The following is a 20,251-nucleotide window of genomic DNA, read 5'->3' on the forward strand; positions in this document are numbered from 1 at the left end:
ACCACTTGGTGATAAATTCGCCGCACTTAAAATTGAATCCATTTCATAGACACTAAAGCCATGTTTACCCAGTTAGCCAAGCGTCACCCTGCTTTGAGTGAAATCCTGCATTTACTCTTTCCAATGATTCTCACCATGACGTTGGAATTATCCATCAGTCTTGTGGATACAATTATGCTGGGACACTACAATTCGCTCCATTTAGCAGCCGTTGGTCTTGCGGCGAGCCTATGGACGCCAGTTGGATGTTTCATGATTGGCGTCACCTTTGGCTTGACGCCGTTGATCACGCGACACCTTCATGGGCGTCAGCGGTTACTGGTGAATGTGTATATGTCACAGGCGTTTGGTTTGTCGATTATTTTGGGCATAATCGGCGCGATTTTGAGTCTAACGTTGCTTCCTTGGGCGGCGAAAATGATGGCCAGCGAGCCGGAAACGCAACAAGTGGCACAGCAGTATTTGTATTTGTTTTCGCCAACCTTTATGGCTTTGGCGTTAATGACGTCTTACAAAAACCTCTTTGAAGCAGCGGGTAAGCCTCGAGTGCCATTAATGGTTGCTACTCTTAGCTTGATCTTAAACATCATTTTTAATTACATACTGATCTACGGAAAATTTGGCTTTCCCGAACTGGGTGCGAGCGGTGCCGCTATCGCCTCCGGTGCCTCGGTTTGGTTATCACTTGCGGTGTTTGTGCTCTACGATCTTAAAGTGAATAAAGATACTTTGTTCAGTAAGATCGATTGGTACTACGCCCGTAATTTTAAAATCTTGTTCGGTGTTGGCATGCCAGCAGGCTTTGCGTTCTCCTTTGAGATCGGTTTGTTCTCATCGTTGACTTGGCTGATTTCAGCATTTGGCGATTTGGCGTTGGGGGCGGGTCAGATCGTCATGTCTTATTGCACTATGTTATTCACTCCCTTGATGGCCATGAGTGCCGTAACCGCTATTGTCGTGGCGAAGGCTATGGCGACCGATGGTATTGAAGAAGTGCAGCGCCGCATTCGTATTATTTTGATGCTTGGGGCAGGCTATGTCGCAGTGTGTTTTACATTGACTCAGAGCTTTAATGAGCAGATCCCTTTGTTATTCAGTTCCAATGAAGCTGTCGCTGCGATGGCGGCAGGGATACTGTTGATTGCGTCGGCTTATCAACCGCAAGATATGGTGCAAACGGTGTTTACTGGCGCACTGCGTGGGTTCCGTGATACTCGCTCTAGTATGATTGCCATGGCGATTTCATTATTTGGTCTTAGTATTCCACTCGGTTACTGGTTGGCGCATCTTAGTCCTTGGGCTGAAACGCTAAATGTTAGGGGCTTATACATCGGTCTTGGCATCGGTATTTTTGTGTTGGCTGCAATCCTTGTTACCCGCTACCGCATGACCTTGAAGAAATTCCGCAATAAGAAGCTGCCACATCCTGAGGAAGTGGCTTAGGCGTCTTCGGGTACTGTCGAAGCCAACTCCATTTTTCGCTCCACGCGCAAGCGCTAGAGTGCGCTACAAATGGACATTGGCTTCTTTTGAGTCTGCTAATCAAAAGGACAGATCTGGTATTCAAGTATTATCGAAGCCAACTCCATTTTTCGCTCCACGCGCAAGCGCTAGAGTGCGCTGCAAATGGATATTGGCTTCTGAATATTTAGTCACTAAAGTCTTTCAAAGCGTCCCATGCGTTTGCTGAGCGCTGACGCGTCGGTGTCGAAGTATGAGACGAGACAGGCGCAAGCGAAGGAAATTGCATGGGATGCTATGTCCACACGAAGCTTGGGTTGCTACTTATCTGTCTGAGGTAATCCGAAGCAAACTACGAACGCTCAGTCTGAAACGCTCTACATTGCTCAATCAGTCCATCGATATCCATATGTTCATCACAGCTTTTTGCTAGGCGAGCGACTTCTTGTTCGCGGTAGGCTTCGTAGTCAAAGGTTTGGCTATCGGCCGCACCCGCCCAGTCGAGTAGGGCTTTGAGAGCGTTTTTATCATCGAATAAGCCGTGTAGGTAAGTCCCTATGATTTGTTGGTCATCTGATAGATAACCTTCGAGCTCACCGTTTTCCAGCTGTGCGAAGTGTTGAACGGGTTGCTGGAATTCAGATATACCGCTGTGAATTTCATAGCCTTTTATACTGGCATTTCCAAACGGTGAAATGGTGCCGGTACGTTGTTTCAGTAGCTTGCCGTTTTTTAACTCGGTGCGCATGGGGATGTAACCAAGGCCTTTGGCGCTGGAGGGTTCGGCGTTTTCCATGCCTAATGGGTCGTCTAGGGATTCCCCGAGCATTTGGAAACCTCCACAAATACCAAGTAACTTACCTCCGTAGCGCAGATGGCGAGCTAGATAATCCTCCCAGCCTAATTCACGCAGGAAGGCCAGGTCGCTCTGTACGCTTTTACTGCCCGGTAAAATGACTAGGTCGGCGGGAGGGATAGTCTCATTTTTACGTACTAAGGTGACTTGAACATTTGGGTGTAAGCGCAGCGCATCCCAATCCGTGTGGTTGCTGGTGCGAGGAAGTACCGGAATCACTACTTGCAGCTTAGTGTCTTCGGTGGCTTTTAAAGGGCTGGTTGCCACGGCATCTTCAGATTCTAGGTGAAACCCCATCAAGTAAGGTAAGACACCAAGCACGGGTTTACCGGTGCGCTCTTCTAACCAATCAAGACCCGATTGCAGTAAGGCAATATCGCCACGAAAACGGTTAATGACAAAACCAATCACACGATCTTGTTCGCTTTGCGACAGCAGCTCTAATGTTCCCACCAAGTGCGCAAATACACCGCCCTTGTCGATATCGGCAATGATGATGACAGGGCAGTCAATCTGTTCGGCAAAGCCCATATTGGCAATATCGCGAGCGCGTAGGTTGATCTCTGCAGGACTGCCAGCCCCTTCGATAAGAACGCTTTCGTATTGATCTGCTAAACGTTGGTAAGAATCCAATGCCGCATCCATGGCGATGGTCTTGTATTCGTGATAGCCCACGGCGTTCATGTTGCCTACTGAATGTCCTTGAATAATCACCTGTGCGCCGATGTCAGTATTAGGCTTGAGCAGGATTGGGTTCATATGCACATCAGGCTCAAGACCCGCTGCATAAGCTTGCACCGCTTGAGCACGGCCAATCTCTTTGCCATCAGCTGTCACAGCGCTGTTTAGTGCCATATTTTGAGGTTTGAACGGCGCGACGTTAATCCCACGCTCTTTTAGCAAACGGCATAACGCGGTCACCAAAGTACTTTTGCCCGCATCAGAAGTTGTGCCTTGCACCATAAGATTAAAAAAACGCATGTGGGTTTGTCCGTTCGATTGATTACAATGGGGCGATTTTAACGTATTTCACTGCTTTTTAATTGAATGTTGTCGTGGATAACCTGATGGATTTTCTTTTTGAATATGTTTCCTCTACCGCCTTTGCTGTACTTGGAGCCTTAATATTAGATCGCTGGCTTGGGGAGCCTCAGTCGTGGCATCCACTGATTTGGTTTGGGCGTTGGGCGAACCGTTGCCGTAAAGCATGGCAACTGTATCCGACCGCTCCCAAATCATTACAACGGATTCATGGTGTTCTGGCGTGGGCAGTAGCCGTATTGCTTATCGTGATGACACTGACGGTTTTGCTGTGGCTTTTACCTAGTTGGCTTGAATGGCTGACCGGAACGGTGATTTTGTATTTCACTATTGGCTGGCAGAGTCTGCGCGAGCATGCTATCGCTATTGCTAAGCCTTTGCTGACGCAGGACTTAGCCAACGCTCGAGACGCGGTAGGGCGCATTGTCAGTCGCGATACGTCTGAGTTGGATGAAACACAGATTGCCAAAGCAGGCATGGAATCGGTACTGGAAAACGGCAGTGATGCGATCTTTGCGCCGATCTTTTGGTTCTTGGTGTTGGGGCCATTTGGCGCATTGTTGTACCGGTTGGCGAATACTTTGGATGCTATGTGGGGTTACAAAACGCCTGAGTTGCTGCATTTCGGATGGTGTGCGGCGCGGGTGGACGATGTGCTGAACTATATACCTGCACGTTTAACGGTATTGACTTATGCTGTACTCGGAAACACCAAACGAGCGTTGTATTGCGCGTGGTACCAAGGCCGTGGTTGGAAAAGCCCGAATGCGGGGCCTGTGATGGCGGCTGGTGCGGGGGCGTTACAGGTGTCGTTAAGCGGTGCTGCCAGTTACTTTGGTGAAGTGCAGGTGCGTCCAACATTAGGTGAAGGACCTGAGCCCAAAGCACAGGACTTGGATCAGGCGGTGCGCCTGGTAGATAAAGGCGTCTATCTGTGGGCGCTGCTGATTTTATTATTGATGTAATATGAAAAACTTTGACTTAGAGCCACCTAAACATGGCGGTGATTTACAAGCATGGCAGCGCCGTGAACAAGGGGCAGATCATTGGCTGGATTTATCATCGGCCTGTAATCGCGAGCCGTGGCCGATTCCTGACGCTTTCTTAGAAAACAGTGCCAAGCTTTGGTATGAGCTGCCTGATTCTTTCGCCTTACAACAAGCCGCGACGGACTATTTCGGACAAGCGCCTTTGGCAATTGGTGCGGGGACACAGCAGTTTATTGAGGTGTTACCAGCGCTTTTGCAGGAGCAGGGGCGTACTCAAATCGTGATGGTGCCAGCCATCGGTTATCAAGAGCATGGTTACTGCTGGCGAAAATGGGGCTATGAGGTGGTTGAGTATCACGCGATCGAACAGCTGTTGAATGCAGACTGGGATATTGCTGTGGTCATTTCGCCAAATAACCCGACTGGGCAATATGTTCCGTCTACGGTTGCGAGCCAGCTTAAAATCTTACTAGAAAATTCAGCGCGGCACTTGATACTGGATGAAGCCTTTTTAGATACGACGCCGGAGCAAAGTTGGCTTAATCAGGCGTTGCCTAGAGGCTGCTTTGTGCTGCGTTCGGTCGGGAAGTTTTTTGGTTTAGCGGGAGCGCGTGTCGGTCTGATTTTTGGTGAGATAGCCTTTCAAACTGCCCTGAAGTCATTGCTTGGCCCCTGGCCGGTAGCAACGCCTGCATTGCAGTTGGTAGCGTTAGCGCTTAATGATAGAGCATGGCAAGCCGAAGCTTTGGATTCGTTAGCCGAACGTCACGAGTATTTTATGGATACCATAGTACCTAAGTTAAATACTTTATTTGATTCTCAAGCGATGCAGCATACGCCGCTATTTTATACTTGGCTGCTGGAGGCAGAGCAGGCTAATAAGGCTTTTGCAGCGCTGCACTCGGTGGGTATCCATATCCGCCTTGGCCAAGGCTGGGTTCGCTTATCCTTGCCCGCGGGCCATGAAATGCAGCGCTTAAATGCTGGATTGGTGAGATTATTGCAAGGACATCAATTAAAGGAGCTTGGATGAAGCATTTAGTACTCGGCGGTGTGCGCAGTGGCAAAAGTCAATTTGCCGAACGTTGGATTGCTGAACAGCGCAAGCAAATTGTCTACATTGCTACTTCTCAAGTTTGGGATGGCAGCATGGCGGAGCGTATTGCTAAGCACCAGTCCTATCGCCCTGATCATTGGCATACCATCGAAGAGCCAATTACCTTAGCCGACACTCTGAAGAAGGTGGCCTCTGAGCAACCTGAATCGGGAGTGATCGTGGAATGTTGCTCCTTATGGTTAACCAATTTACTGTGTGCGGAAAACGAAGCACAGTTAACTCAGGAGCGTGAGCAATTCTTAGCTGTCTTGGAAAATTACCCATTGCCAGTGATCTTGGTCAGCGCTGAAGTTGGCCTTGGCATCATGCCGATTAACGCGTTAGCAAGGCGCTATGGTGATGAAATTGGTGTGTTGAACCAGCGTATGGCGCAGATTTGTGATCAGGTAACCTTGGTTACAGCAGGTTTACCAATGACCTTGAAAGCTACTCAGGGTAAGTGAGATCAATATTTAAATGTGCCGGTTATAGTTTTTATAGAAAAAACTTAACCGATTGGTCTAAAATACGCCGCTTAACCGATCAGGCCTGATGATGCTCCTCATAAAAAGAGGAGATTAGGCTCGACCAGAAAGCTTAGGAGCAAAGCATGAACCCCTACTCAAAAGATTTTCCTGTTTCTTGGCATGAGCTGCATCGAGATGCCCGCGCTTTATCGTGGCGACTACTCGAACAAGGTCCTTGGAAAGGCATTATCGCGATTACTCGCGGTGGTCTGGTCCCTGCGGCGATTCTATGTCGTGAAATGGACATTCGTCTGATCGATACCATTTGTGTGGTGAGTTATGATGCAAAAGAAGAAGGCGGCACCGCGAATGTTCAAGGTGATCTGCGCATCCTCAAAGGCGTCGACGGCGACGGCGAAGGCTACATCCTAATCGATGACCTGGTGGATACGGGGAAAACGGCTCGCGAGATTCGTAAGCTATTGCCGAAGGCGCATTTTGCGACTATCTATGCCAAACCCGCGGGCAAGCCCTTAGTTGATACGTTTATTACCGAGGTTAGCCAAGATACTTGGATTCGTTTCCCATGGGACATGGAATACACCTTCTCAACACCTCTAGCAGATCGTCAGAAAGGTTAGGGTGTGTAAAGGTCTTTGAGTTTTAGGGGGCGCCTTGTATACACTTGCGCCCTCGCTCAAACATTGCATTTTGCTACACAAAAAAACGCGTGGATGTGCGATAAATAAGCTAACTTAAAAAGGCTTTGAGGGGTTTCCCCAATGGGTGGGGAATCTAATCCCATAGACAGTGTAGGTATCATTATGCATCACACGCTTACTCGCTCCATGTTGCTTTGCCTAGCCTTCATCACTACGCCTGCAGTGATGGCGGAAGGCTCCGTTGCTCGAGCTTTGTTTGCTTCCGATATACTGGATCGCGAACCCATTGATGAGCTGGGCGACGTGATTAAAGTTGAATACGGTGAAATTCAGCGCGTTTATTTCTTTACTGATCTGCGTGAAATGGATGGCAGTCAAGTGTCTCATGTATGGAAGCTCAATGGTGAGGTTGAAGCGGAAGTTTCATTTGATATTGGTGGAGACCGTTGGCGTATTTGGTCGACTAAACGCTTAATGCCTGGTTTTGATGGCAAATGGAGTGTTGATGTCGTAAAAGATGGCGAAGTTCTGGAAACTCGCTCGTTTGATTACGTGGATGAATGGTAAAATAGTCACGTTAATTATTTCGAGAGGTTGATTTTTATGCCACATATTCGCGTACGCGGTTTACCCTTAGAGGACCTTGAGTCGGTTTCTGATACCTTGATTGAGACGCTCGCTGAGCTGACAGATACCCCTAATTCTCACTTTACCCTAGAGTATCAATCATCTATTTATTTAGTGGTAGGAGGGGCGTCGCCAGCCTACCCATTTATCGAGATTCTTTGGTTTGACCGCGGTAGTGAAGTGAAGGCTAAGGTAGCGCAAGCAATTGATGATCTGATCCGACCGTTGATTGATGCTGGGCAAGATATCACCACGTTATTTCGCGATATTAAAGGCGGCGACTACTTTGAAAATGGTGAGCATTTCTAGCGTCTACTTACGCAATCGAGCTGCTGATGACTTAAAAAAACCGTATCCTAGTTCACTAGGATACGGTTTTTTTGTAACAAAATGTAATGAATTATGCTTGCTGGAATTCGTAGATGCTGCCTAACTGCAGTATTTGAGTGAGCTCATCTAAGGCCTGACGCGATTCGTTCAATAAACTTGGATCGGCCAGATCGGCTTCGACAATACGATCACGGTAATGTTTTTCTACCCACTTATTTAGGGTGCCGAACAGTGACTCATTCATTAGGGTAGCAGGATTAACGGCTGCAAGTTCCGCTGTATTCATGGCTACACGAAGACGTAAGCATGCTGGGCCGCCGCCATTGCTCATGCTTTGTTTTAGATCGAACACCTGCACATCTTTAATCGGCGTGGATTGCTGAATTAAATCCTGTAAATAGCTCCAAACAGGTTCATTCTGCTCAACTTCGCTCGGCACGATCAGAGTCATATTGCCATTAGCGTGGCTCAATAATTGGCTGTTAAACAAATAAGACTGAACACAATCCTGAACCGATACGGCGCTATCAGGAACTTCTACAAAGTAGAGTTCTTTGTCTTGCTCGCCCCAAGCTTGGCGCAGATCGTTTTGCATTTGCTGCGTGTCGAGGAAGGCTTTCTCATGGTAGAAGTGCACGTTGCCATTGCCGACCGCAATCACATCGTTGTGGAACACGCCGGCATCAATGACATCAGGATGTTGCTGTACAAAAACGGTTCGTTCAGGTGCCAGACCATGAATCCGAGCCACCGCTTGGGAAGCTTCTAATGTGTGGCGAGCAGGAAAACGTTGTGGACGAGGCTCTGCTGTATTAAATGCTGACATACCATAAACAAACAACTCAACCCCAGCTTGACCGTAATCGCCACAGAAACGGGTATGGTTTGCTGCTCCTTCATCGCCAAAATGATCGACACTAGGGAGTGCTAAGTGATGTGCAAAATGATCACTATCTGGGAACGTTGCCTTCAGGATGCGGCCTGTTGTTTGATGCTCAATAGAGCGATGAAATTTGTTCACTAGGTTTGCTGGTGTAAAATGAACACGACCATCCTGAGTATCGGCGCTAGGAGATACGGTGGCGGCGTTAGCGGTCCACATACAAGATGCAGAACTCACAGCAGCCAAGACTTTCGGTGCTTGCTGTGCTGCTTTTGCCAGCACTTGTGCGTCAGTACCACTAAAGCCGAGCGCTCGCAGCGTCGGAATATGTGGGCGTTCATGGGGGGCTAGAACCCCTTGCACAAACCCCATGTCGGCTAGAGCCTTCATCTTTGTTAAACCTTGCAGCGCCGCAGCTTTAGGGTTGGACGGCTTAGCGGAGTTTAAAGAGGAGGCAACGTTACCGTAAGATAAACCACTGTAGTTATGGGTTGGCCCAACTAGACCATCAAAATTTGCTTCGATTGCAGAATGCATGGGGGATCCTCAAGTTACAGGCTTAAGCCGTTCGGTAAAGTTTCTGGTACCTGAAGTTGTTCCACTTCAATACTTGATACAGGGTAAGCACAGTAGTCAGCCGCGTAGTAAGCACTTGCTCTATGGTTGCCACTGGCACCAGTACCACCGAAGGGGGCTGCACTGGACGCGCCGGTAGTTTGACGGTTCCAGTTAATAATGCCGGCACGGGAGTGTTGTAAAAACCACTCATACTCTGCTCGATCATCAGACAAAATACCGGCGGACAAACCAAAACGAGTGTTGTTGGCGATCTGCATCGCTTGCTCTAAATCGTCATAACGAATAACGGTGAGCAGTGGGCCAAAGTACTCCTGATCAGGTAGTTTTCCTAACATGTCAGTGGCATCAATGATGGCCGGAGAAACAAAGCCTGTATGGCTTTCACCTCGTTCCATTGGCACGATTGTTTGAGCACCTAAGAGAACCAATTTTAGATAGTTTTGAAATAATCCTTCGGCGGCTTTGGCTGACACCACAGGGCCCATAAATGGCTGTGGTTGGGCGTCATATCGATCAACTTTTAAGGCTTTAGTAGCATCAATCAGGGCACTCAGAATGGCATCGCCATGGGCGCCTTTAGGCAGCAATAAGCGGCGCGCGCAGGTGCAACGTTGGCCAGCAGATAAGAACGCCGATTGCAGGATTTCATATACGACCGCACGCACGTCTTGAGTTTTTTCAGACACCAGCAGTGGATTATTGCCACCCATTTCGAGCGCCAGAATTTTACCAGGGTGACCTGAAAATTGTTTATGCAATACATGGCCTACTTCTGGGCTACCGGTGAAGAACAAACCATCAATGCCATCGTGGTTTGCTAGTGCGATTCCCGTCTCACGTTCGCCTTGCACAAGGTTTAATACGCCCGCAGGAATGCCTGCTTGTTGCCATAACTGAATGACTAAATCGGAAGTGGCTGGAGCCAGCTCACTTGGCTTAAATACGATAGTGTTGCCAGCAATCAGCGCTGGAACGATGTGGCCATTCGGTAAATGCACAGGGAAGTTATAGGGGCCAAATACGGCTACCACACCGTGTGGGCGGTGGCGTAGAACCGCCTTAGCTCCTGGCATTTCAGACGACTTGGTGCCAGTGCGTTCGTGGTAGGCTTGCTTAGAAATCCCCACTTTACCAATCATCGCTGCCACTTCCGTACGGGTTTCCCAAATAGGTTTACCGGTTTCACGGCTGATTAGAGTGGCGATAGCTTCCGTATTTTCTTTAACCAATTCTGCAAAGCGTTCAATGATGGCCAGACGTTCTTCAATAGGTCGATTTGCCCATGCGGGAAAGGCAGCACGGGCCATGTCTATCGCATGACCTACTTGTTCTGCACTGGCACTACGGCCTTGCCAAACTAGGCTAGCATCAGCCGGATCAATTGACTGGAAACTTGCACCATCGCCATCGTGCCAAGTGTTATTAATAAACTGCTGTTGTTTCATTGTGAACTCCTGTGCTTAATGGCGTGTGTGAGGAAGTAGTTCGACGATGCGAACCGGCTCTTTGTGATTTACTAACAAGGCATCGGCTTCTTCTTGGCTCAGCACTAAACCACTGCCAGGAGGTGAAGAGCGTTGAATCAAGATGCAGCGGAAATCTGCAAGTTTGGCGTTAGAGACTAGGTAATGTAGGCCGTCACCTAAGTTCTTTGGCTGACCAATGGTAGCCAATACTAGACGGCTGTCGCGTACCGCGCGGATGTCTTCCACACGTGCTTCTAAGGTTGGCCCGCCATCAAAGATGTCGACATAGTTCTCGTAGCGAAAGCCTTCTTGTTCAAGTAAGCGGCGTGCTGGCTCGGTTTTTGTGTGTACCTTGCCCAACACATCTCGTGCTTCTTGTGGTAGCAAATTGACGTACACAGGATTGTTCGGCATTAATTCAGCAATGAATTGTTTATTGCCTTGTGCGGTCAACTCATCAGCACGCTCAAAATCAATTGAGAAGAACTGTCGCCCCAGACTTTCCCAAAGTGGAGAGACACCATTTTCATCACACACTCCGCGCATTTCAGCAAAGATTTTTTCATCAAAGCGCTCAGGGAATTGTGCTAGGAACATAAAACGGCATTTTGAGAGTAATTGGCCATTGCGGGAATGGCGGTAATCTTCTTGCAAGAACAGGGTACAGACTTCACTCAGGCCAGTGAAATCGTTGTTTAGTATTAAGGTTGGATGAATATTGTGGATGCCTAGCTCACGGGAAGAGTGGGTAATGGTGCCCAAATGATAGCTGTAAAAAGGCTCATCTAAACCAACGGCAGCGAGCAGGCCAGAGGTGCCGACGATGGCCCCTGTCTCGGTATCTTCCAGCACGAATAGATAAGATTCGTCCCCCGGCGCGGGAATGGTTTCTTTTTGAAATGAGCGTTCGGACAAGGCGATTTTACGCGTTAGAATGTCTTCATCAGCCACTAAGGAAGTGAAGCCAACTCCCGTTAAAGCCGCCAGACGATAAAGCTCTTCTAAATCATCTTTGCGAATTGAACGTATGACCATCATAGCGGTGTTCCTCTTAATACTTCGTAAAGGGCGCTCGATACGACGCCTTGTGTCATTAAAGTTTAGACCATTGCACTAGGCTGCCAGAGTGAATATTTAATCGCTCTTGGATGCCTGGATGCATGACCAAACCGGCAACTTGCGCATCCGCTGGAGTGCAGGTCACGCGGAAATCTTCTAGGTGGCCAGCGGCCACTAGGTAACGCTCTTCAGCACTTAAATTAGTGTCGATCAACGCCTTACCAGTACGTTGCTCAGTAACGGTTTTTAGATCTTGAACACGAGCTTCGATACTTGGACCTGCATCGAAAATGTCGATGTAGTCGCGAAACACAAATCCCTCATCTAATAAGATATTGGCGACTTTCTCTGAATCTTCATGAATCACGCCAATGACCTCTTGCGCCTCTTGCGTTAGGGTTGGGACATAAATGGGATAACGTGGCATCAGCTCTGCGATAAACTGTCTGTTACTGATACCGGATAAATAGTCGGCTTTTTTGAAATCCATGCTGAAAAAGTGGCGTCCCAAGGCCTCCCAGAATGGCGAATAGCCTTTATGGTCACTTTCCCCACGAATTTCGGCGAAGATTTTTGAAGTAAAGCGATCTGGATGTCGTGCGATAAACAGTAGACGTGCCCGCGACAACAGCGCAAAAGCTTCATCACTTTGGTGAGCTTTATCCAGTACTAAAGCGTTTAAACGCGACATGCCGCTGTAGTCTTGGCATAGAAATAGAGCGGGAATGCGGTTGTGAATTTGCAATTGTGGCGAGGCGTGCACGACCTCATCAATGCGATAGCTGTAAAATGGCGCATCGACACCGACCATGGCATCAATCGAGCAGGTGCCCACTATCTCTTGGCTGGCTTGCTCTACCATGACAAACAGGTAAGATTCATGACTAGGTTGAACAATGTCAGTCATCAGAGACTGGCGCGACGTGGCAATTTTATCGTTCAAGCGTTCTCTGTTTGCCGGAAAATTGGTGATACCAATACCAGCATTTCGTGCTAAGCGTTCTAACGCAGGCAAGTCGGGAAAATCAGCAGGTCGAACTAAATACACCGAGACGCTCCTTTTTCGTGAATTGATAATAACTGTATTATCGTTAAAGGGTTGTTATAGGGGTAGGTTGGTAATTTCGTAAATGCGACCTAGCCTTCAAAAACCGAGACATATTAAGTCGAATTTAGGTAAATTATGAAAAAATCAAAGATCAAACCTGGTGTATATCGCCATTACAAAGGCGCTGAATATTGGGTTGAACGGGTCGCTCGCCACAGTGAAACAGAGGAAGAGTTGGTGGTTTATCAAGCTCTTTATGGCGATTTCGGCTGGTGGGTTCGACCCAAATCGATGTTTCTAGAGACCGTTGAGATCGAAGGTGAAACCATCCCACGCTTTGATTGGTTGCGTGATCAAATTGAGAAATAATAAAAAGGCCCTTTCATGTTTGTGAAAGGGCCTTTTGTTTAAGCCGAGCACAGCGCGGCGCTTAGAAAATCAAATGTGCTACGCCCGCGATGACTGGTAAGGTAATCAGAGTACGTAAAATAAAGATAATGAACATCTCTAATAAGTTAATAGGGATTTTGCTGCCAAGGATTAACGCCCCCACTTCCGAAAGGTAAATCAGCTGGGTAATGGAAACCGCAGCAATGACAAAACGTGTCATTTCATTATCAATGGAAGCGGCCATAATAGATGGAATAAACATATCGGCAAATCCCACCACTAAGGTCTCAGAAGCCTTCACGGCCTCAGGGATTTGTAGCAATTCCAGAAGCGGCACGAACGGTGTCCCTAAGATGCTAAATAGGCTAGTGTTCTCGGCTACCACTAACGCTAAGGTGCCAATTGCCATCACTACTGGCAATACGCAGAAGACCATCTCTGCGGCGTTCTTCGCGCCGTCAATCAGAACGGCTTTAAAGCCACGGCTGTTTTCCGCTCGTGCAATGGCGCTTTGCACACCTATCGCTAAAAGCTCTTTCATCGGCTTACTGGCTAAATCGCACTGCTCTGCGGCTTGGCCGTTTAAGTATTCATTGGCAATGCGACGTAGAGGAGGTAAGCGGGGCACGATCAAGGCAGCGACAAATCCAGCTAAAGAAACGGCAAAGTAGAACGGGATAAACAAATGTTCTAGTTCTACTTGTGACACCACGACGAGTGCAAAGCTGATAGAAACGGCGGAAAAGGTGGTGGCGATCACTGCCGCTTCCCGTTTGGTATAAAGGTTTTGCTCGTACTGTTGGCTGGTGAGCATGATGCCCACGGTGCCATCGCCCAGCCAAGAGGTAGCACAGTCAATCGAAGAGCGTCCTGGTAAATTAAACAACGGGCGCATGATCTTGCTCATCAAGCTGCCAGTTAGCTCCAGTAACCCAAAGTCCAGCAACAACGGTAGCAATAAGCCGGCAAACAGAAATACCGCCAGCAGGGTTGGCATCAACTCATGCAGCACCAAGCCCCCAGTGTATTCATGCCAAATCATCTCAGGTCCCACGTTGTTGAGTGTCATGATCGCAAAGAGTGCACCTAAGACGCGTAATGCTAGCCAAGGCAAGCTGGTGAGAAACAAAGTGCGCAGTAAGGCGGTGTTGTGCAGGGGCTTAAAAAACGTGGTAATGATGGATAACCCCGCCGCTAAGCAGATCAGTATGGTCACCACCAAAGGGGCTCTGTCACCAAGTAAGCTTTTAAACTCCCCAGCCAGTACCGCAATCGGAATGGTGACGCCGTCGCCATAGGGTACTGGGGTCATAAATAAAAGTAGGCCGAGCAAGGAGGGCACGATAAACAGCCAAATATTTGCTCTTCTGGGTGTCGCGGCATCGAAAGATGGGGTTAGTTTATCTGACATGAGGTGGTCCTTTCATACTCTCTTTCTAATAATTTTTAGTGCGGGCAATACTAACTTTCGGGGTATGGATGGCAATTTTTTTCAAGTGAATGGGACAGAAATCGCTATTTAAGGTCGCATTATCTTAACTTTTGGGGGAGTGATGTGAACAAATATCAAAAACAGCTTGGCTGCTTAGCGTTAAACATAAAGCATAAAAAAGAGCTTCCTTTGAAGCTCTTTGAAAACCATTTGCGACCAAAGAATAAGGCCTTATGCTTCATGTATCCAAGGTGAGGATTGCATAAAGGAAGCAACCTGCTCGCGGAACCAGCGGTGGGCTGGATCTTTGTCGTAGCGTTCATGCCAACAAATTTGTACTGGATGGCGCCCGCTGTAAGGGTCGGCTTCCACAGCATCTGCTGGCAGCGGCAGAACTTTGATAGCCATGTAGTTCTCGCGGCAGGAGATGTTTTTAAACAGTTCCCCTAATTGCGCCGAACCGATTAATGCCATGCCGCGTTTTACCGCTTCGGCTGTTACAGCGATGCTGTCGGTCTCAATCTTAGGTTCAATGACGTACCCTAATTGCTCCAATTTCTCAATCGTGACGCTGGTGGTCGCGCTTTGGAAATTACGAATATTGAATACAACGATCTTATGATTAAGCAGCTCTTTCAAAGTCACTTCGTCTTGATAATAAAGTGGGTGCGCTTCACTTAGAATAACGCAACCATTCATAACTCCGACCATTTTACTGCGAATATTATTCGGGGTGGACTCGGCATTAATGATGCCTAGGTCAACGCCGTTAATAAGATCATCGTAACCACCATCACTCCAGTTGCTGCTGGTTAGACGAATGTTAGGCGCTTGATAATGCAGCATCGCCAGCAATGGCTCGATAAAAGACAGCAACAATTCTTCGTCTGCTTTTATGCTAAAACGACGTTTTAAGGTACCTTGGTCGAAATGGCTCGGCTGAAGCAAGTTCGACATCGAACCAAGAATTGGCGTGATTTGCTCGTGCAATTCGTAGGCACGAGAGGTTGGGCTTAAACCATAGGCTTGGCGAGTGAACAGCGGATCTTTAAATAATTCCCTTAAACGCTGCAACGACTTACTGAGAGCTGGCTGTGTTACACCTAAACGCTCTGCGGCACGTGAAACACTGCACTCTTCGAGTATGATTTCAAATGACACCAAAAGTTTGATATCGAGTTTTAGTAAATCATCAATCTGCATAAATCCAATCCATATCGCCCCGCTCTTTGTCGAGCGGGGCATTTGTGCGCGATGTTATTCGTTAAAATCGCTCATTTTACGATACTTCACGCGATGCAAGATGACATAGAAGACAGGTACCGCAATGAGCGTTAGCACGGTCGCAAAACCTAAGCCAAACGCAATTACTACCGCCATGCCTTCAAAAAATGCATCGTAAAGCAGCGGTACCATACCTAGTATCGTCGTAATCGCTGCCATACAGACAGGTCGGACACGACTGACCGCTGATTTAAAGATCGCCTCGTAGGTTTCCGTCCCTTGTGCGAGTTCATAGTTTATTTGGTCCGCCAATACGATACCGTTTTTCACTATCATGCCAGATAGGCTAAGGAAGCCGAGCAAGGCCATAAAGCTAAAGGCGGAATCCATGATCAGCAATCCAGAAGAGACACCGATAAGCGCCAACGGGACGCAGAACCAAATCACCAATGGTACGCGCACAGAGTTAAACAATAATATGGTAATAATAAACATGAATAGGTAGCCCATTGGAAGCGACGTAAAGATGTTTGCTTGCGCATCCGTACTACTTTCATATTCTCCCCCCCATTCCATGCTATATCCGGGTGATAAAGGAATATTTTCCACTTTTTCACGGATACGGCTGAACACGGCCATGGCGGTTTCATCCCCTAAAATTAACGGGTCTGCCTTTACCGTAATGGTACGTTTTCGGTCGCGGCGCTCAATGATCGGATCTTCCCAAACGGTTTCAAAGCCATCGACTAGGTTCGACACTGATACGTAGGCACCACTGGCTGGGCTGTAGATCTGCAAGTCGCGCACTTGGTCGATCGAGACGCGTTCGTTTTCAGGTACGGTTTGGATGATCGGCAATAGATCCGTACCATCACGATAGGTTCCGATTTCTGAACCAGTAAAGTTCGTCAGCAGTACTTCGTCGAGGTCACTTTTGTTAATGCCTAAGCGGCGCGCTTGGGCATCATTAAAGATTGGACGCAAAACTTTCACTGGCTGACGCCAATCGTCTTTAATGTTCTCCAACCCTCCATCGGCGCGGTAGATCTCTTGCGCTTGAGCGCTTAACTGGCGCAGAACTTGAGGGTCTGGACCGCTAAAACGTGCCTCAATTTTAGCGCCGGTAGAGGGGCCTAATTGCAAACGCTGGAGCTTGAACTCTACTTCTGGGTAGTTATTAGACATTCGTTGATAAATGTTATCCATCAACGCTGGGATATCATCACCTGACTTAGCGCGTACGATGAACTGTGCGTAGCTGCTGTCCGTTTGAGTGGCCTCATAGGTCAGCATAAAACGCAACGCTCCTTGTCCTGTTGTGCTGGTAATGAAGTCAATACGGTCATCTCCGAGAAGATCGGCTTCTATTTCCTTGACCTTATCGTAGGTTGCGTTGATATGGGTTCCTTCTGGCAAGTTGATGTCTAGGTAGAACATCGGAGTTGTCGAAGGTGGGAAGAACGCTTGTTTCACAAATTGGAACGCCCATCCCGAGACAAACAAGGCAAACACGAGACTAACGACTGTTAACCAACGGAAGTGCATGGCTTTATCGAGTAACCACTTATAGCCTACGAACAAGAAGCCTTTGTAAGGGTCTTGTTCTTCCCCTGATGCCATCGCTGCTTTGTTTTCTTTGAAAAACAAATCACAGAAGAAGGGGGTTAGGGTAATCGCTGTTACCCAGCTTAACATCAGGGAGATCAGCAAGACATAGAACAAGGAGCCTACGAATTCACCCACAGAGTCCGGTGAGAGGCCAATTGGGGCAAACGCTGTTACCGCAATAACCGTGGCGCCTAATAGCGGCCATTTGGTTTGTTTGACAACACTGGACGCGGCTTCAAACTTGCTTTGCCCCTTGTGCAAACCAATTAAGATACCTTCTGTCACCACAATGGCATTATCGACCAGCATCCCAAGGGCAATGATCAAACCGCCCAAAGAAATACGTTGTAGGTTGATATTGAAGTAATCCATGACAATAAAGGTGCCTAGGATGGTCAGTAGCAAGATCAAACCGATCAAGATTCCTGAACGTACCCCCATAAACACCAATAGAACCAAGATGACAATGCCTACTGCCGCGGCTAGGTTGGATAGGAAGTTAGTTACGGATTTTTCCACTTCTTTTGACTGGAAGTAGACCGTATCCATACTGATGCCGATCGGTTGCTGGTATTCCAGCTCTTGTAAGCGCGTTTCAATATGCTTACCGACATCGACCACGTTGACGTTATTGCTAAAGGAAATACCTAATAACAGCGAGCTTGCGCCGTTAAAGTTTACCATGTGGGTTTGTGGGTCTTGGTATTCACGTTTGACCGTCGCCACATCGCTAAGGCGAATCAAGTTACCATCGCCCGGTGTGCCAACCGTTAGATTTTCCAGTTCAGAAATGTCCTTAAACTCTCCTGTTGGACTGATGCGGATATAATCGCTACCGACCTGAACTTTACCGGCATTTGAGACAATATTTTGATTGGCTAATAAAGTCTGCAACTGTGTTGGCGAGACACCCATGGTGGCAAGTTTAGAGCGTGATATCTCGATGGTGACTTGTTCTGCTTGCTCGGCTGCTACTTCCACTTTGGCAACACCGTCAACGAGCACCAGCTCACGTTTTACGTAATCGACGTAATTTTCTAGCTCTTTGTAAGGATAGCCTTTACCGTGCACAGCCAGCATTACGCCGTAAACGTCACCAAAGTCATCTACTACGATTGGTTTTGACACCCCTGCAGGGAATTTCCCTTGCATATCACTGATCTTCTTACGTACCTCATCCCAAATCTGTTTTAGCTCTTGGGCGCGATAGGTGTCCTTGATGGTGATTTGCACCTTGGAGTAGCCCTCTTTTGACGTCGATTTGATCTCGTCTAAATAGGGCAGGTTCTGCAGTTCTAGTTCTATCGGGTAGGTGACTTCTTCCTCAACTTGCTCAGGGCTCGCGCCAGGATATTGAGTAATGACCAAGGCATCCTTGATGGTGAATTCAGGGTCTTCCAGTTGCCCAAGGTTAGTGAACGCTATGGCGCCACCAATCAATAGAATCAGGGTAACAAGCCAACTAGAGACTTTTCGTTCTATAAAATAGCCAGCAATGTTCAATTTAAATTCCTCGCTCTCGTGTCCAAGGGCGTACTTGTAAATCAGGCGTTAGATCATGCACGCCTGCCGCAACGATTTGTTCTCCAGGATTCAGACCCGCCGTGATTTCGATACTGTTATTAGTCATATCACCTAAGCTCACTTCACGTGGATTTACCCTGCCTGAATCCGGATCGTATACCCAGACCACGCTCTGGCTATCGCCTTCGCTTGTTTGGCGGCGCATCACGGATTCGATCGGCACGGTAATGTGAGTCGGTTTACCGCTTATTTGGCTAATATCTAAATCGACCGTTGCCGTCATGCCTGGCAGCAAGTTGATGGAGGCTTCTTGAGTATTGAGTAAGGAAATGGTTGCGTCGTAAGACTTAGTGGTAACATCTGGTGAAGTACGGTGCTCTTTATATACCGCTTCAAAGCTTTGTGATGGCACTGCATCAATGGACACTTGAGGGTGATATTGCAACGCCACTTTTTGAATGTTGGCAACTAAGCGCTCAGGAATCTGAAATTCCACATCCATTTGTTCAATGTTTTGAATATGTAGAATGGTTTGCGTTGCGCCGACGTATTCGTAGTTATCAATGCTTAACGAAGCAATAACACCATCGTAAGGTGCTCTTAACTCACTGTATCCCAGCTGGTTTTTGGCGCTTTCAAGGGCATTTTCCGTTTGATCAAGGGTAGCTTTGGCCTCATCAAATTGTGCTTGTGTGGTCGCATTTTTAGCCAGCATAGTTTTGATACGATCAAACTGTGCTTTAGCCAACTTATAGTTGGCTTCGGAAAGCTCTACTTGCAATTGGTAATCGGTCGGGTCAAGTGAGGCTAAGAGTTCTCCTTGTTTAACCCGTTGACCCTCTTTGACTGCTAATTTGGTGACTTGTCCACCAACACGAAAAGCCAAGTCTGCCTCATCGCTGGCTTTGAGCTCGGCAGGGAAGTGGCGAATGCTGACCACATCGGTAGCATCAATGCTAAACAGTTTGACGGGACGGATAACGGTTTTTTTGGTTTCTAGATTGTCATCTGAAGAACAGCCAGCTAATAAAGCCGTGGCAGCAAAAGCTACAACAAGCGGCGTAAAGCGCTTAAGTGAACGTACCATGAACCCTCCTTGAGAGATGGTTAAATGTAAAGATTAGAATAACTCGATTTTATATCCATATGGACAGGTTATGCAGTTACCTCACGCTATGTAAGATAGTCCTTTGGGTTATACTTGTTTGAATGTGATAGTTGTTGAGATTATAGCTTTTTTGTTTCCTAAAAAGCTGGTCAGTTAGCTCTAATTGTGTACAAAGTTGACGGCTGGAGTATGATGGTTTTGCGTGATTTCAATGACACTTATGGCAAAGTAAGCTAGAAGTATGGGTTATTGGGGGCGCTCTTGTCCTCTAATCTTTACGCAATAAAGGGAAACTTTATCTGTTTCTTGACGGCTAGAGAGAGCATGTTTTGCTTAGAATTAGTCCTCTTATCCATATTTCAGTAAAGACCTACTGAAAAGCTTACAAGCAGAATACTCTT

The 20,251-nt window shown here is 47.5% G+C and carries 17 protein-coding genes; 8 read left to right on the plus strand and 9 right to left on the minus strand.

Annotation, left to right across the window (positions count from 1 at the left end):
- The first annotated feature begins 60 nt into the window (after positions 1–60).
- Positions 61–1,443, plus strand: a complete 1,383-nt coding sequence (locus ASC49_RS03265; protein ID WP_055461786.1) for an MATE family efflux transporter — start codon at positions 61–63, stop codon at positions 1,441–1,443.
- Between the two features lie 370 nt (positions 1,444–1,813).
- Here the strand turns inward: ASC49_RS03265 and ASC49_RS03270 are convergent, their stop codons facing one another.
- Positions 1,814–3,298, minus strand: coding sequence for a cobyric acid synthase (locus ASC49_RS03270; protein WP_055461787.1), 1,485 nt, complete (start codon positions 3,296–3,298; stop codon positions 1,814–1,816).
- Positions 3,299–3,384: 86 nt separating this feature from the next.
- Here ASC49_RS03270 and cbiB point away from each other — a divergent pair, with 86 nt between their 5' ends.
- The 6 genes from cbiB (at position 3,385) to ASC49_RS03300 (ending at position 7,508) form a co-directional block, all read left to right on the plus strand.
- A complete protein-coding gene (gene cbiB / locus ASC49_RS03275) occupies positions 3,385–4,323 on the plus strand; it encodes an adenosylcobinamide-phosphate synthase CbiB (RefSeq protein ID WP_055461788.1) in 939 nt (312 codons plus the stop codon).
- 1 nt (position 4,324) lies between these two features.
- Positions 4,325–5,380 carry an aminotransferase class I/II-fold pyridoxal phosphate-dependent enzyme gene (locus ASC49_RS03280; RefSeq protein ID WP_055461789.1) on the plus strand — a complete coding sequence of 352 codons (1,056 nt, stop codon included), beginning with the start codon at positions 4,325–4,327 and terminating at the stop codon, positions 5,378–5,380.
- Positions 5,377–5,907, plus strand: coding sequence for a bifunctional adenosylcobinamide kinase/adenosylcobinamide-phosphate guanylyltransferase (gene cobU, locus ASC49_RS03285; RefSeq protein WP_055461790.1), 531 nt, complete (start codon positions 5,377–5,379; stop codon positions 5,905–5,907). Before ASC49_RS03280 ends, cobU begins: the two co-directional genes overlap by 4 nt.
- Before the next feature lie 146 nt (positions 5,908–6,053).
- The gene (gpt, locus tag ASC49_RS03290; protein WP_055461791.1) at positions 6,054–6,551 is read left to right on the plus strand and encodes a xanthine phosphoribosyltransferase; all 498 of its coding nucleotides are present in this window, start codon (positions 6,054–6,056) and stop codon (positions 6,549–6,551) included.
- Between the two features lie 141 nt (positions 6,552–6,692).
- On the plus strand, positions 6,693–7,139 hold the full coding sequence (locus tag ASC49_RS03295; RefSeq protein ID WP_245624623.1) for a DUF2914 domain-containing protein: 447 nt from the start codon (positions 6,693–6,695) through the stop codon (positions 7,137–7,139).
- Positions 7,140–7,175: 36 nt separating this feature from the next.
- A complete protein-coding gene (locus ASC49_RS03300; RefSeq protein WP_055461792.1) occupies positions 7,176–7,508 on the plus strand; it encodes a DUF1904 family protein in 333 nt (110 codons plus the stop codon).
- Positions 7,509–7,599: 91 nt separating this feature from the next.
- Here ASC49_RS03300 and astB read toward each other — a convergent pair whose 3' ends face one another.
- From astB to ASC49_RS03320, 4 genes are read right to left on the minus strand one after another with little or no spacing between them, the layout of a single operon-like run.
- Entirely contained in the window at positions 7,600–8,949 is a 1,350-nt protein-coding gene (gene astB, locus ASC49_RS03305) for an N-succinylarginine dihydrolase (RefSeq protein ID WP_055461793.1), read from the minus strand.
- Between the two features lie 14 nt (positions 8,950–8,963).
- The gene (gene astD / locus ASC49_RS03310) at positions 8,964–10,436 is read right to left on the minus strand and encodes a succinylglutamate-semialdehyde dehydrogenase (protein WP_055461794.1); all 1,473 of its coding nucleotides are present in this window, start codon (positions 10,434–10,436) and stop codon (positions 8,964–8,966) included.
- 15 nt (positions 10,437–10,451) lie between these two features.
- Positions 10,452–11,495, minus strand: coding sequence for an arginine N-succinyltransferase (gene astA, locus ASC49_RS03315; protein WP_055461795.1), 1,044 nt, complete (start codon positions 11,493–11,495; stop codon positions 10,452–10,454).
- A gap of 55 nt (positions 11,496–11,550) precedes the next feature.
- Entirely contained in the window at positions 11,551–12,564 is a 1,014-nt protein-coding gene (locus ASC49_RS03320; RefSeq protein ID WP_055461796.1) for an arginine N-succinyltransferase, read from the minus strand.
- Between the two features lie 135 nt (positions 12,565–12,699).
- On the opposite strand from ASC49_RS03320, the gene ASC49_RS03325 reads away from it, so the two are divergent.
- Entirely contained in the window at positions 12,700–12,933 is a 234-nt protein-coding gene (locus ASC49_RS03325) for a DUF1653 domain-containing protein (RefSeq protein ID WP_055461797.1), read from the plus strand.
- Between the two features lie 61 nt (positions 12,934–12,994).
- Here the strand turns inward: ASC49_RS03325 and ASC49_RS03330 are convergent, their stop codons facing one another.
- The 4 genes from ASC49_RS03330 to ASC49_RS03345 form a co-directional block, all read right to left on the minus strand.
- A complete protein-coding gene (locus ASC49_RS03330; protein ID WP_055461798.1) occupies positions 12,995–14,365 on the minus strand; it encodes a YjiH family protein in 1,371 nt (456 codons plus the stop codon).
- A 252-nt stretch (positions 14,366–14,617) separates the two neighbouring features.
- Positions 14,618–15,589 carry a LysR family transcriptional regulator gene (locus ASC49_RS03335; RefSeq protein ID WP_055461799.1) on the minus strand — a complete coding sequence of 324 codons (972 nt, stop codon included), beginning with the start codon at positions 15,587–15,589 and terminating at the stop codon, positions 14,618–14,620.
- A gap of 54 nt (positions 15,590–15,643) precedes the next feature.
- Positions 15,644–18,721, minus strand: coding sequence for an efflux RND transporter permease subunit (locus ASC49_RS03340; protein ID WP_055461800.1), 3,078 nt, complete (start codon positions 18,719–18,721; stop codon positions 15,644–15,646).
- Between the two features lies 1 nt (position 18,722).
- Positions 18,723–19,829, minus strand: a complete 1,107-nt coding sequence (locus tag ASC49_RS03345) for an efflux RND transporter periplasmic adaptor subunit (RefSeq protein WP_055461801.1) — start codon at positions 19,827–19,829, stop codon at positions 18,723–18,725.
- Positions 19,830–20,251: the final 422 nt, after the last annotated feature.

The sequence above is a fragment of the Marinomonas fungiae genome (assembly GCF_001418205.1).
Classification (GTDB): Bacteria; Pseudomonadota; Gammaproteobacteria; order Pseudomonadales; family Marinomonadaceae; genus Marinomonas; species Marinomonas fungiae.

Bases quoted from the DNA above. Each gene is read 5' to 3' on its own strand.
- ASC49_RS03265 (WP_055461786.1), top strand. From the start codon at position 61: ATGTTTACCCAGTTAGCCAAGCGTCACCCTGCTTTGAGTGAAATCCTG.
- ASC49_RS03270 (WP_055461787.1), bottom strand. From the start codon at position 3,298: ATGCGTTTTTTTAATCTTATGGTGCAAGGCACAACTTCTGATGCGGGC.
- cbiB (WP_055461788.1), top strand. From the start codon at position 3,385: ATGGATTTTCTTTTTGAATATGTTTCCTCTACCGCCTTTGCTGTACTT.
- ASC49_RS03280 (WP_055461789.1), top strand. From the start codon at position 4,325: ATGAAAAACTTTGACTTAGAGCCACCTAAACATGGCGGTGATTTACAA.
- cobU (WP_055461790.1), top strand. From the start codon at position 5,377: ATGAAGCATTTAGTACTCGGCGGTGTGCGCAGTGGCAAAAGTCAATTT.
- gpt (WP_055461791.1), top strand. From the start codon at position 6,054: ATGAACCCCTACTCAAAAGATTTTCCTGTTTCTTGGCATGAGCTGCAT.
- ASC49_RS03295 (WP_245624623.1), top strand. From the start codon at position 6,693: ATGGGTGGGGAATCTAATCCCATAGACAGTGTAGGTATCATTATGCAT.
- ASC49_RS03300 (WP_055461792.1), top strand. From the start codon at position 7,176: ATGCCACATATTCGCGTACGCGGTTTACCCTTAGAGGACCTTGAGTCG.
- astB (WP_055461793.1), bottom strand. From the start codon at position 8,949: ATGCATTCTGCAATCGAAGCAAATTTTGATGGTCTAGTTGGGCCAACC.
- astD (WP_055461794.1), bottom strand. From the start codon at position 10,436: ATGAAACAACAGCAGTTTATTAATAACACTTGGCACGATGGCGATGGT.
- astA (WP_055461795.1), bottom strand. From the start codon at position 11,495: ATGATGGTCATACGTTCAATTCGCAAAGATGATTTAGAAGAGCTTTAT.
- ASC49_RS03325 (WP_055461797.1), top strand. From the start codon at position 12,700: ATGAAAAAATCAAAGATCAAACCTGGTGTATATCGCCATTACAAAGGC.
- ASC49_RS03330 (WP_055461798.1), bottom strand. From the start codon at position 14,365: ATGTCAGATAAACTAACCCCATCTTTCGATGCCGCGACACCCAGAAGA.
- ASC49_RS03335 (WP_055461799.1), bottom strand. From the start codon at position 15,589: ATGCAGATTGATGATTTACTAAAACTCGATATCAAACTTTTGGTGTCA.
- ASC49_RS03345 (WP_055461801.1), bottom strand. From the start codon at position 19,829: ATGGTACGTTCACTTAAGCGCTTTACGCCGCTTGTTGTAGCTTTTGCT.